The 12,784-nt window shown below is 59.0% G+C and carries 9 protein-coding genes and 1 pseudogene; 4 read left to right on the top strand and 6 right to left on the bottom strand.

From position 1 onward, the window contains the following. Nucleotides 1–84 precede the first annotated feature (84 nt). From EIO60_RS15845 to rpmH, 6 genes and pseudogenes are all read right to left on the bottom strand, one after another. The gene (locus EIO60_RS15845; RefSeq protein WP_258577366.1) at nucleotides 85–1,761 is read right to left on the bottom strand and encodes an AsmA family protein; all 1,677 of its coding nucleotides are present in this window, start codon (nucleotides 1,759–1,761) and stop codon (nucleotides 85–87) included. A gap of 160 nt (nucleotides 1,762–1,921) precedes the next feature. Continuing rightward, the gene (gene mnmE / locus EIO60_RS15840; protein ID WP_258577365.1) at nucleotides 1,922–3,286 is read right to left on the bottom strand and encodes a tRNA uridine-5-carboxymethylaminomethyl(34) synthesis GTPase MnmE; all 1,365 of its coding nucleotides are present in this window, start codon (nucleotides 3,284–3,286) and stop codon (nucleotides 1,922–1,924) included. 98 nt (nucleotides 3,287–3,384) lie between these two features. Continuing rightward, nucleotides 3,385–5,034: a membrane protein insertase YidC gene (gene yidC, locus EIO60_RS15835; protein ID WP_258577364.1), complete on the bottom strand. Its 1,650-nt coding sequence runs from the start codon at nucleotides 5,032–5,034 to the stop codon at nucleotides 3,385–3,387. Nucleotides 5,035–5,039: 5 nt separating this feature from the next. After that, a pseudogene (gene yidD, locus EIO60_RS15830) lies at nucleotides 5,040–5,295 on the bottom strand (membrane protein insertion efficiency factor YidD); the annotation flags it as partial. Next, complete coding sequence (gene rnpA, locus EIO60_RS15825) at nucleotides 5,259–5,618, bottom strand: ribonuclease P protein component (protein WP_258577363.1); 360 nt, start codon at nucleotides 5,616–5,618, stop codon at nucleotides 5,259–5,261. The gene rnpA and the pseudogene yidD, both read right to left, overlap by 37 nt. Nucleotides 5,619–5,633: 15 nt before the next feature. After that, nucleotides 5,634–5,774 (bottom strand): 50S ribosomal protein L34, encoded by a 141-nt coding sequence (rpmH, locus tag EIO60_RS15820; protein ID WP_258577362.1) that lies wholly within the window; start codon nucleotides 5,772–5,774, stop codon nucleotides 5,634–5,636. A gap of 580 nt (nucleotides 5,775–6,354) precedes the next feature. Here rpmH and dnaA point away from each other — a divergent pair. The 4 genes from dnaA (at nucleotide 6,355) to gyrB (ending at nucleotide 12,599) form a co-directional block, all read left to right on the top strand. Continuing rightward, the gene (gene dnaA, locus EIO60_RS15815) at nucleotides 6,355–7,758 is read left to right on the top strand and encodes a chromosomal replication initiator protein DnaA (protein WP_258577361.1); all 1,404 of its coding nucleotides are present in this window, start codon (nucleotides 6,355–6,357) and stop codon (nucleotides 7,756–7,758) included. 4 nt (nucleotides 7,759–7,762) lie between these two features. Continuing rightward, complete coding sequence (gene dnaN, locus EIO60_RS15810; protein WP_258577360.1) at nucleotides 7,763–8,863, top strand: DNA polymerase III subunit beta; 1,101 nt, start codon at nucleotides 7,763–7,765, stop codon at nucleotides 8,861–8,863. A gap of 224 nt (nucleotides 8,864–9,087) precedes the next feature. Continuing rightward, complete coding sequence (recF, locus tag EIO60_RS15805; RefSeq protein WP_258577359.1) at nucleotides 9,088–10,173, top strand: DNA replication/repair protein RecF; 1,086 nt, start codon at nucleotides 9,088–9,090, stop codon at nucleotides 10,171–10,173. Nucleotides 10,174–10,190: 17 nt separating this feature from the next. Beyond that, a complete protein-coding gene (gyrB, locus tag EIO60_RS15800) occupies nucleotides 10,191–12,599 on the top strand; it encodes a DNA topoisomerase (ATP-hydrolyzing) subunit B (RefSeq protein WP_258577381.1) in 2,409 nt (802 codons plus the stop codon). Nucleotides 12,600–12,784 lie beyond the last annotated feature (185 nt).

Here is a 12,784-nt window from a genome sequence, read left to right as displayed (position 1 = left end):
GCTGTTCGCTGGGCCTCGCCAGCCAGAGCACGTATCAACTCCGCCTCTCGCCGTTGCCAGTCGCGCATAGCGCGCCGTCAGAGGTCACTTTACCTCGCCCGCCTGCATCCGCTGCTCGATCTGCTGCATATCGGTACGCAGCGACAGCGTGCCGTTTGCGGAGGGTTTCAGCGGCGCATTCGCCTTGAGCGACGCCTCCAGTCGCAGCTGGAAATTACTTGCGCCGCTGGCCGAGAGCGGCGGCCAGCCCCAGTTTTGCAGCACGCTGGCCGGCACGGCCTGGCCTTTCAGCGTCAGCGCCACCGGGCGATCCGGCTGCTGGCCGATGCTGGCGCTGCCTTCCAGCAGGCCGTCGCCGCTAAAGGCGCTGAGCTCCGTGATTTGAATCTGCTGTTCGTCGGCGCTCAGCGCCAGCGACGGATGACGCAAGTCGGTGCGGTTGAAGGTCGCTTCCGCCGCGTTCAGGTTCAGCTTGCCCGCCCAAATCCCCCACTGATGCTGACGCGCCAGCAGCAGGTTTTCGCCGCTGCCGTCCAGCGACGTCATCTGGAACGGAAATGCCGGGTTGATATCGATAATCAGGTTGCGATTGGAGGTGAAGTGCGTCACCGCCAGGCTATCGAGCCACGCCGGCAGCGCATCCTGCCAGCGATCGCGCCACGTCTGCGGCAGGGCATACTCCAGCCCGGCGACCGCCAGATTGTTCAGGATCAGGCGCTTGTCGCTACGGCTCCAGCGGCCGTCGGCGCGGATGACGCCGTTGGCCCAGCGCGAGCTGAACTGCTTCAGGTCGATGCCCTGTGGCGAAAAGTCGAGATTGACGATGGGATCGTTCAACTCGAAGCGGCCATTGATGAAATTGCTGGCGTTCATTGAAAGCGAACCGTCGCTGCTGCGCCAGTCATCGCCCTTCCAGCTGAGGTTCTTCAGCGTTAAATCGAGATCGGTCACTGCCCAGTCAGGGCCCTGCAGGCGCGCATCGGTCATATCTAGGCGATTAACGGTAACGGACGGCAACGCCTGAATCGGCTGCAGAAAATCCTCCAGCGTCTGGCTGGTTTGCAGGCGAATATCGTTAAGGAGCAACTGGCGAATCAGCCAGTTGCCCTGTGCGTCGCGCTCGGCGCTGCCGGTTATGGAGCCGCGTGCCAGATCGGCGCCGACGTTGCTGAACAGCATGCGGCCCTGCGCTACGCTGCCCTGAATCAACACGTTAGCGCCCGCTACGTTGTTCAGCGTCATTGCGCTGGCGCTCATCTGAAACTGCGCATCGCTACCCAGCACATTTTCCGGCACCGGTTTCCACGGCACGATGCCGCCGTTGACCTGTTGCGCCGCAATCGGCAGCGGCGTCGCCGGGCTGTCGACGCGCATATTATTCAGCTGCAGGCGGCCCGCCTGGAAGGGTAGCTCATCCGCCGGCGTCAGGTTCGCCAGGTTGATTTCGCCGTCGCGCAGCTCAATGCTGGCGAAATGCAGCGGATCGCTGAACTGCAGCAGCGCGAGGCCCAGATCGACGTGTTTCGCCACCACCATGGCGGGCTGGCCGTCATGACCGAAGCTGAAGTCGTCGAGAATCAGGTGCGAAGGCGAAGAGAAGTTATGCTCTATTTTGCTGAGCGAGAGATGCCAGGCGGTCTTGTCGCTGAAGTTGCGGCTGAACCAGCCCGCGCCCCACTGCGTCTGCAGCAGGACGTACACAAACACCAGGCTCAGCGCCAGCAGCAGTACCGTAAGAAAAATTTTTCCAAGAAATTTCATTGCATCCATCCCGCCAACTTTCCGATCAGTGCTTGTTATGCCTGAATTACCGTTGTAGCTCAACAGCCTGGATGTAAATGCGAATAAATAGCAGAGGCGGGTATAGCGTATCAAATATTTTGCCTTTCGGTATCAAATGATTTGCCGCGCTATACGATCGTCACTTTCCGATACAGAAGCTGGAAAATATCTGTCCCAGCAGATCGTCAGAGGTAAACTCGCCGGTGATTTCGCTCAGCGCCTGCTGCGCCAGCCGCAGCTCTTCCGCCAGCAGCTCGCCCGCCCAGGCACCCAGCAGCTGCACCTTGCCCTGCTGTAAGTGCGTCGCCGCCAGCTCCAGCGCCTGCAGATGACGACGGCGCGCCAGGAAGCCGCTTTCCATATTGCCGGCAAAGCCCATCGACTGTTTCAGGTGATCGCGCAGCGCCTCGACGCCCGCGCCGGTGCTTGCCGAGAGGCTAATCAGCGAGTGACCGTTCACTCCCGTCAGTCCCAGGGTTTCGCCGGTGACGTCCGCCTTATTGCGCACCACGGTAATTGGCAGCGCCGCCGGCAGGCGCGAGACGAAATCGGGCCAGATCTGCGCCGCTTCCGTGGCGTCGGTGGTGGTACCATCCACCATAAACAGCACGCGGTCCGCCTGTTCGATCTCCTGCCAGGCGCGCTCGATGCCGATGCGCTCCACCTCGTCGCTCGTCTCGCGCAGCCCGGCGGTATCGATAATGTACAGCGGCATGCCGTCGATATGGATATGCTCGCGCAGCACGTCGCGCGTGGTGCCGGCGATATCGGTAACGATCGCCGCCTCGCGTCCGGCCAGTGCGTTGAGTAGGCTCGATTTACCCGCGTTCGGACGACCCGCAATCACCACCTTCATCCCTTCGCGCAGCAGACTGCCCTGACGCGTCTCGGCGCGCACGCCGTCGAGATCGGCGATCACCTCGTCAAGCTGCGCTTCGATTTTGCCGTCGGAGAGAAAATCGATCTCTTCGTCCGGAAAGTCGATCGCCGCTTCCACATAGATGCGCAGGTGAGTCAGCGTTTCTACCAGCTGGTTGATGCGTGTCGAGAAGGCGCCCTGCAGTGAATTAACCGCCGAACGCGCCGCCTGCTCGGAGCTGGCGTCAATCAGATCGGCAATCGCCTCGGCCTGCGCTAGATCGAGCTTGTCGTTGAGAAAGGCGCGTTCGGAGAACTCGCCCGGCTGGGCGATGCGTAAGCCCGGTAGCGCCACGATGCGCTTCAGCAGCAGATCCAGAATCACCGGGCCGCCGTGACCCTGCAGCTCCAGCACATCTTCCCCGGTAAAGGAGTTGGGGCCGGGAAACCACAGCGCGATGCCCTGATCCAGCACGCTGCCGTCAACGTCTTTGAACGGCAGATAGTCGGCGTAGCGCGCCTTCGGCAGTTTGCCGAGCACCTGCTGCGCCACCTCGGCGGCGCGCGCGCCGGAAATACGCAAAATACCGACGCCGCCGCGTCCGGGAGGCGTCGCCTGGGCGACGATAGTATCGCTGTGGCTCATGGGTTTCTCTCTCTCTCTCTCTCTCTCTCTCTCTAAAAAATAAGGCGGTCTAATGACCGCCTCAGGGTAAACCAGATTGTCAGACGGGCGTAAGCGCGTTACACCTTTTTCTTGTCGCGGCTGTGCAGACCGAGTTTTTCCAGCCCGCGATAGATCAGCTGCTGCTGCTGGATGGTTACCAAGTTGCTGACAATGTAGTACAGCACCAGACCTGATGGGAACCACAGGAAGAAGACGGTAAAGATAACCGGCATAAAGGTCATGATCTTCTGTTGCATCGGATCGGTCACGGTGGTCGGTGACATCTTCTGAATGAAGAACATGGTGATGCCCATCAGAATCGGCAGGATGTAGTAGGGGTCCTGCGCCGACAGGTCATGGATCCAGAGGATAAATGGCGCATGGCGCAGCTCCACCGAACCAGACAGCATGTAGTAAAGCGCAAGGAAGATCGGCATCTGAATAATCAGCGGCAGACAGCCGCCCAGCGGGGCGACCTTCTCCGCCTTATAGAGCGCCATCATCTCTTGGCTCATCTTCTGCTTGTCGTCACCCATGCGCTCACGCATCGCTTGGATTTTCGGCTGCAGCATGCGCATTTTCGCCATCGAGGTGTACTGCGCTTTGGTCAGCGGGTACATGATGCCGCGCACGATGAAGGTGATCACGATAATGGAGAATCCCCAGTTACCGATAAAGCTGTGCAGGAACTTCAGCAGCTTAAACAGCGGCTGAGAGATAAACCACAGCCAGCCGTAGTCTACGGTCAGGTCGAGATGCGGCGCGACGGCGGCCATCTTGTCCTGAATTTCCGGGCCGACCCACAGCGTGGCGCTCAGGTTCTGCTGCTGGCCTGCGCCGATGGTCACCGGCGCGGACTTGTAGCCGATCGCCGCTACGCCGTTGCCCAGGTTGCTGGTATAGAGCGTATTGGTGCCGGCGGTGGTGCGCGGTACCCAAGCGGTCGCGAAGTATTGCTGCAGCATAGCCACCCAGCCGTTGCTGGTGGTCGCGCTCAGGTTTTCGTTATCCGCGATGGTGTCGAATTTGTACCTTTCGTACTTCTCTTCGCTGGTGGAGTAGGCCGCGCCGCGGAAGGTATGCAACGCAAAGTTGTTGCTGCCGGTGTCGCGATGCTTCGGCAGATCGATGGTCTGCTTCAGTTGGCCGAACAGCGCCACTTCCAGCGGCTGCTGGGTGGTGTTGTTGACGCTGTACTCTACGTCAACCGCGAACTCGCCGCGCTTGAAGATAAAGGTTTTGGTGTAGACCACGCCGTTTTCAGAGGTATAGGTCATCGGCACGCGCAGTTCAGTCTGGCCGTCGGCCATTTCAAAGCGATCCTGTGTGGTGGTGAACAGCGGACGCGCGCCATTGTTCGGGTTATCCGGACCATTGCGGCCGGTCAGCCCGCTCTGTGCTTGGTAAACGAAGGACGGCGTGGTTTCCAACAGCTGGAACGGCTGGTCGGAACCCAGCTTGTCTGGGTAGGTCAGCAGCTGCGCTTGCTCGACATCGCCACCGCGGGTGTTGATATTCAATGACAGGACATCAGTCTTAACGGTGATCGTTTTGCCCTGGCTGCTGGCCGGTACGCCCTGGCTGGCGGCATCACCTACTGCGCTGTTGGTGTTCTGCGTGGTCTGGGTCTGCTGCGGCTGCGGAGCGTGGTCCGTCTGCCAAGTTTGCCAGATCATGAAAGACACGAACAGAAAAGCGATGAGAAAAAGATTGCGTTGCGAATCCATCGTTTATGTTCTCTGGTATCAATGGTTTTTTGGCGGCACAGGATCGTCACCACCCAGGTTCAAAGGGTGGCATTTTAATACGCGTTTGAATGTCAACCAACTGCCTTTTATCAGGCCAAACCTGCGTAACGCCTCAATTCCATAATGAGAACAGGTTGGCTGAAACCGACAGTGTGGTCCCAGCAATGGGCTGATGCCGCGTTGATAAACGCAGATCAGGACGATCAGGAGCCGCGTGCCAGGCGACAGTGACGACGCCATAATTTCTCCAACGCTTCCGTCAACGTACGGTTGTCGAGATCGGCAATCCCCTTTTTCGCCACAACGACAAAATCCATCGCCGGCAGTTCATGCTGGCACAGACGAAAGCTTTCCCGGGTCAGACGTTTGATCCGGTTGCGTTCGCGCGCGCGCTTGACGTGCTTTTTGGCGACGGTAAGACCGATGCGGGGATGCCCCTGCGAATTAAGGCGGCCGAGAATGGTGATTTGCGGCGTGCCAGCCCGTTGTGGCTGCTGGAAGACGAAGGTGAAGTTAGTGGGAGTTAACAAACGTAACTCCCTAGGAAATGCGAGCTTAACCACGAGGGGTAGCTTTTATTACTTAGAAACGGCCAAACGAGCACGGCCTTTAGCACGACGACGTGCCAGAACCTGACGACCATTTTTAGTAGCCATACGAGCACGGAAGCCGTGAGAACGGTTGCGCTTCAGTACGGACGGTTGAAAAGTGCGTTTCATGGCGATTTCTACCTAAACTTGAAAAACTTCACTGGGTGTGACGCGTTTTTGGGCCAGTAAAACGACCGACGCCTCAATGTGTCTTTAATAAAGAGGCGGGATTGTAATAATTGTACAGTCCGGAGTCAATTTACTTCGCTGGTCGCGGTACCTGGAAACCCGGATACAGCCCGCTGAGTCCGGGCATTGGGCATAGCGCGGCAACGCTGGGGGAGAATTATACGGTCTCCGCTTTAAAGCGCAAGGATCTGGCGGGATCTTCTTGCAATCGCCCTGCGGCGGGCGGCCTGAAAAAGCGCGCTTTTTCCTGACGATCCCGGCAGCTTTTTTCGCCAGCGAGCGTAAACCGATTTACCTGTCCACGGCCTGTGGATAAAAGGGATCAAAACTGTGTAGAAAGTGAAGATCTCTGCCTCGCTTTGCGCTATGATCCGCCTTTCCGCTGGCGATTCGGTTGCGATCGCAGGGACGGAAACCGTTGATAGCGGTCGCAGGCGCTTTCTACCGTCTGTGTCAAAAATGAACGTTTCTTTATTAGCGCCTACTATTTCTTATCGATTATGTACAAGTGGAGTCCGCCGTGTCACTTACGCTCTGGCAACAGTGTCTTGCCCGTTTGCAGGATGAGCTTCCTGCCACCGAATTCAGCATGTGGATTCGACCGCTGCAGGCAGAGTTAAACGACAATACGCTGGCCTTGTATGCACCAAATCGGTTTGTGCTCGACTGGGTACGGGATAAGTACATCAACAACATTAACGGTCTACTGAACGAATTTTGCGGCGTGGATGTGCCGTTGCTGCGTTTTGAAGTCGGCACGCGTCCGGTGCAGCAGCCGGCGGCGATGAGCCAGCCGGTGATGGCGAGCGTCAGCGCGCCCGCGCCGATCGAAAGCCGTCCCGCGCCCGCGCAGCCGATGCGACCCAGCTGGGACAACGTCCCGGCGCCGGCCGACGTGACCTATTGCTCCAACGTCAATAATCGCCACAACTTTGATAACTTCGTCGAAGGTAAATCCAACCAGCTGGCGCGCGCGGCGGCGCGTCAGGTGGCTGATAATCCGGGCGGCGCCTACAACCCGCTTTTCCTTTATGGCGGCACCGGCCTCGGCAAAACGCACCTGCTGCACGCAGTGGGCAACGGCATTATCGCGCGCAAGCCGAATGCCAAAGTGGTTTACATGCACTCCGAGCGTTTTGTGCAGGACATGGTGAAGGCGCTGCAGAACAACGCCATCGAAGAGTTCAAGCGCTACTACCGTTCGGTTGACGCGCTGCTGATCGATGACATCCAGTTCTTCGCCAACAAAGAACGCTCGCAGGAGGAGTTTTTCCATACCTTCAACGCTCTGCTGGAAGGCAATCAGCAAATCATTCTGACTTCCGACCGTTACCCGAAAGAGATCAACGGCGTGGAAGATCGTTTGAAGTCTCGCTTCGGCTGGGGGCTGACGGTGGCCATTGAGCCGCCAGAGCTGGAGACGCGCGTGGCGATCCTGATGAAAAAGGCGGATGAGAAAGATATCCGTCTGCCGGGCGAAGTCGCCTTCTTTATCGCCAAGCGGCTGCGCTCTAACGTGCGCGAGCTGGAAGGGGCGCTGAACCGCGTCATCGCCAATGCCAACTTTACCGGCCGCGCCATTACCATCGACTTTGTGCGCGAGGCGCTGCGCGATCTGCTGGCGCTGCAGGAAAAGCTGGTCACCATCGATAACATCCAGAAGACGGTGGCCGAATATTACAAAATCAAGGTCGCGGATCTGCTCTCCAAACGCCGTTCGCGTTCGGTGGCGCGTCCGCGCCAGATGGCGATGGCGATGGCGAAAGAGCTGACTAACCATAGCCTGCCGGAGATCGGCGACGCTTTCGGCGGCCGCGACCACACCACTGTGCTTCACGCCTGCCGCAAAATCGAGCAGCTGCGTGAAGAGAGCCACGACATAAAAGAAGATTTCTCTAATCTCATCCGAACTTTATCTTCCTGACACTATGAAATTTATTGTTGAACGTGAGCAGTTGCTAAAGCCGCTGCAGCAAGTCAGCGGCCCGTTAGGCGGGCGTCCGACGCTGCCGATCCTGGGAAATCTGCTGATGCAGGTCAACGACGGCACGCTGTTGCTGACCGGCACCGATCTGGAAATGGAGATGGTGGCGCGCGTGGCGCTGAGCCAGCCGTACGAGCCGGGCGCCACTACCGTGCCGGCGCGCAAGTTCCTCGACATCTGTCGCGGGCTGCCGGAAGGGGCGGAGATCAACGTAACGCTAGAAGGCGAACGTATGCTGGTGCGCTCCGGGCGCAGCCGCTTCTCGCTCTCCACTCTGCCGGCAAGCGACTTCCCGAATCTCGATGACTGGCAGAGCGAAGTGGAATTCAAGCTGCCGCAGGCGACGCTAAAGCGTCTAATCGAGGCGACGCAGTTCTCTATGGCGCATCAGGATGTGCGTTACTACCTGAACGGCATGCTGTTTGAAACCGAAGGTGAAGAGCTGCGCACCGTGGCTACCGATGGCCACCGCCTGGCGGTCTGCTCGATGCCGATTGGTCAGGCGCTGCCGAACCATTCGGTGATCGTGCCGCGTAAAGGGGTTATTGAGCTGGTGCGCCTGCTGGACGGCGGCGAAACGCCGCTGCAGGTGCAAATCGGCAGCAGCAATATCCGCGCGCACGTCGGCGACTTTATCTTTACCTCGAAGCTGGTAGATGGCCGCTTCCCGGATTACCGTCGCGTGCTGCCGAAAAACCCGGATAAGGTGCTGGAAGCGAGCTGCGATATTCTCAAACAGGCCTTTGCTCGCGCCGCCATTCTGTCGAATGAGAAGTTCCGCGGCGTTCGCCTTTATATCACTGAAAATCAGCTGAAGATCATCGCCAATAACCCCGAGCAGGAGGAGGCGGAAGAAATGCTGGACGTGACCTACGGCGGCAGCGAGCTGGAGATCGGTTTTAACGTCAGCTACGTGCTGGACGTGCTGAACGCGCTGAAGTGCGAGAACGTGCGGCTGCTGCTGACCGACTCGGTGTCGAGCGTGCGGATCGAAGATCTTGCCAGCCCGGCGGCTGCCTATGTTGTGATGCCCATGCGCTTATAGTTGTAGAAAATATCGGCTTGGCTTACTTGCTACTTTGCGTCTCGCCATCGCACAGCCACCGGAGCATACTGAAGTACGTGAGGATGGCGAGCACTGCCGGGACGCAAAGTAGCGGCGACGCCGATGGCCTGGTTATGGTTATATTGGGCTAGCTCGCTTCGCCGTTGATGCCTGGGATCGCTAAAAGGCGATGCCTCTTTTGGCCCTTCACGCTGGACTGATTCATGGCTTTAACCCGCCTCCTTATCAAAGACTTTCGTAATATCAAACAGGCCGATCTGGCGCTGGCGCCGGGATTCGATTTCCAGGTCGGGGCGAACGGCAGCGGCAAAACCAGCCTGCTGGAGGCGATCTATATGCTGAGCCACGGTCGCGCGTTTCGCAGTTTGCAGGCCGGGCGCGTTATCCGTCACGATGAGGCCGCCTTTGTGCTGCATGGGCGTATCGAGAGCGGCGAGCGCGAAATCTCGGTCGGCCTGACCAAAAACCGCGCCGGCGACAGCAAGGTGCGCATCGACGGCAGCGACGGCCATAAGGTCGCCGAGCTGGCGCGGCTGCTGCCGATGCAATTAATTACGCCTGAAGGGTTTACTTTGCTCAACGGCGGCCCCAAATACCGTAGAGCCTATGTCGACTGGGGCTGCTTCCATAACACGCCCGGCTTCTTTAACGCCTGGAGCAATTTGCGGCGGCTGCTGAAGCAGCGCAACGCCGCGCTGCGCCAGGTCACGCGCTACAGCCAGATCCGCGCCTGGGATCAGGAGCTGGTGCCGCTGGCCGGGCAGATCAGCCAGTGGCGCGCCGAATACAGTGAGCCCACCGCGGCTGAGATCGTCGCCACCTGCGGCCAGTTTCTGCCGGAGTTTGCGCTTACCTTCTCTTTCCAGCGCGGCTGGGACAAAGAGAGCGCCTACGCCGAGCTGCTGGAGCGCAATTTCGAGCGCGATCGCGCCTTAACCTACACCGCCAGCGGCCTGCATAAAGCGGATTTCCGCATACGCGCCGACGGCACGCCGGTGGAAGATCTACTGTCGCGCGGCCAGTTAAAACTATTGATGTGTGCATTGCGTCTGGCGCAGGGGGAATACCTGACGCGCCAGAGCGGACGCCGCTGTCTTTACCTGATTGACGACTTCGCCTCCGAGCTGGACGACAGCCGTCGACGCCTGCTGGCGGAGCGGCTGAAAGCCACGCAGGCTCAGGTGTTTGTCAGCGCTATTACCGCCGATCACGTCGTCGATATGAGTGACGAAAAGGGCAAGATGTTCCGCGTGGAACAGGGTAAAATAGCGATTCAACCTGAAGATTAAATGAGCGAGAAACGTTGATGTCGAATTCTTATGACTCCTCAAGTATCAAAGTTCTGAAAGGACTGGATGCGGTACGCAAACGTCCGGGTATGTATATCGGCGATACGGATGACGGCACCGGTCTGCACCACATGGTATTCGAGGTCGTGGATAACGCAATCGACGAAGCGCTCGCCGGTCACTGTCGTGATATCGTCGTGACCATTCATGCCGACAATTCCGTTTCCGTACAGGACGATGGCCGAGGCATTCCTACCGGTATTCATGAAGAAGAGGGCGTTTCCGCTGCGGAAGTGATCATGACCGTGCTGCACGCCGGCGGTAAGTTCGACGACAACTCCTATAAAGTGTCGGGCGGCCTGCACGGCGTCGGCGTCTCGGTGGTGAACGCCCTGTCGCAGAAGCTGGAGCTGACCATTCGCCGCGAAGGCAAAGTGCATCAGCAGACCTACGTGCACGGCGTGCCTGAGGCGCCGCTCCACATTACCGGCGAAACCGAGCTGACCGGCACCCGCGTGCGCTTCTGGCCGAGCCATGAGACCTTTACCAAAGTTACCGAGTTCGAATACGACATCTTGGCGAAGCGCCTGCGTGAACTGTCGTTCCTGAACTCCGGCGTCTCTATTCGTCTGGAAGACAAGCGCGATGATAAAGCGGACCATTTCCATTACGAAGGAGGGATCAAGGCGTTCGTCGAGTACCTGAACAAGAACAAAACCCCAATCCACCCGAACGTGTTCTATTTCTCTACCGAGAAAGACGGTATCGGCGTGGAAGTGGCGCTGCAGTGGAATGACGGCTTTCAGGAGAACATCTACTGCTTCACTAACAACATTCCGCAGCGCGACGGCGGCACGCACCTGGCGGGCTTCCGTGCAGCGATGACGCGCACGCTGAATGCCTATATGGATAAAGAGGGCTACAGCAAAAAGGCGAAAGTCAGCGCCACCGGCGACGACGCCCGCGAAGGCCTGGTGGCCGTGGTCTCGGTCAAGGTGCCGGATCCGAAATTCTCCTCGCAGACCAAAGACAAGCTGGTCTCCTCTGAGGTGAAATCGGCGGTGGAACAGCAGATGAACGAGCTGCTGAGCGAGTACCTGCTGGAAAACCCGAGCGACGCTAAAATCGTGGTCGGCAATATCATCGACGCGGCACGCGCCCGTGAAGCAGCCCGTCGCGCGCGTGAAATGACGCGTCGTAAAGGCGCGCTCGATCTGGCGGGCCTGCCGGGCAAGCTGGCGGACTGTCAGGAGCGCGATCCGGCGCTCTCTGAAATCTACCTGGTGGAGGGTGACTCCGCAGGCGGCTCGGCGAAGCAGGGCCGCAATCGTAAGAACCAGGCGATTCTGCCGCTGAAGGGCAAAATCCTGAACGTGGAAAAAGCGCGCTTCGACAAGATGCTCTCTTCGCAGGAAGTGGCGACGCTGATCACCGCGCTGGGCTGCGGCATCGGCCGCGACGAGTACAATCCGGACAAGCTGCGCTACCACAGCATCATCATCATGACCGATGCGGATGTCGACGGCTCGCACATCCGTACGCTGCTGTTGACCTTCTTCTATCGTCAGATGCCGGAAATCATTGAGCGTGGCCACGTTTATATCGCGCAGCCGCCGCTCTACAAGGTGAAGAAAGGCAGGCAGGAGCAGTACATCAAAGATGATGAGGCGATGGATCAGTATCAGATCGCCATCGCGCTGGATGGCGCGACGCTGCATACCAACGCCAGCGCGCCGGCGCTGGGCGGCGAGCCGCTGGAAAGCTTGGTCGCGGAGTTCAACAGCACGCAGAAGATGATCAAGCGCATGGAGCGCCGCTATCCGGTCGCGCTGCTGCGCGGGCTGGTTTACCATCTGACGCTGAGCAGCCTGAGCGATGAGGCAGAAGTCAAAGGCTGGCTCGACGGGCTGGTGGCTTTCCTGACCGAGCGAGAAACGCATGGCAGCGCCTACGTGGCGCAGGTGCGCGCCAACCGCGAGCAGAACATTTTCGAACCGGTGCTGCGCGTGCGCACTCACGGCGTCGATACCGATTATGTGCTGGACGCGGAGTTTATTCAGGGGCCGGAATACCGCAAAATCAACGCGCTGGGCGAGAAGCTGCGCGGCCTGATTGAAGAGGACGCCTATATCGAGCGCGGCGAACACCGTCAGCCGGTCGCCAGCTTCGAGCAGGCGATTGAGTGGCTGGTGAAAGAGTCGCGCCGCGGTCTGTCGGTACAGCGCTATAAAGGGCTGGGCGAGATGAACGCCGAGCAGCTGTGGGAAACCACCATGGATCCAGACAGCCGCCGCATGCTGCGCGTCACCATCAAGGATGCCATCGCCGCCGACCAGCTGTTTACCACGCTGATGGGCGATGCGGTAGAGCCGCGCCGCGCCTTTATCGAAGAAAACGCGCTGAAAGCGGCGAACATCGATATCTAAGCTGCCAGAAAACAAGACGCGGGCGGCATGGCGCGCAACGCCGCCATGCTCGCCCGGGCCGCGCTATCTGGCAGCGCCCCGGTGTTTTGTCTCTTTCCGCGTTGCGTGCTGTCAGCGTGATGGCTTCAGCCCCTTCCCTTCGGGAAGTTTTTTTATGCCCGCCGCCGCCGGTGGGTAAAAAGCCG

Source organism: Candidatus Pantoea persica, from assembly GCF_013753875.1.
GTDB classification, from domain to species: Bacteria; Pseudomonadota; Gammaproteobacteria; order Enterobacterales; family Enterobacteriaceae; genus Pantoea; species Pantoea persica.
The sequence above is the reverse complement of the archived record's forward strand: the minus strand, read 5'-3'. Positions and strand labels throughout refer to the sequence as shown.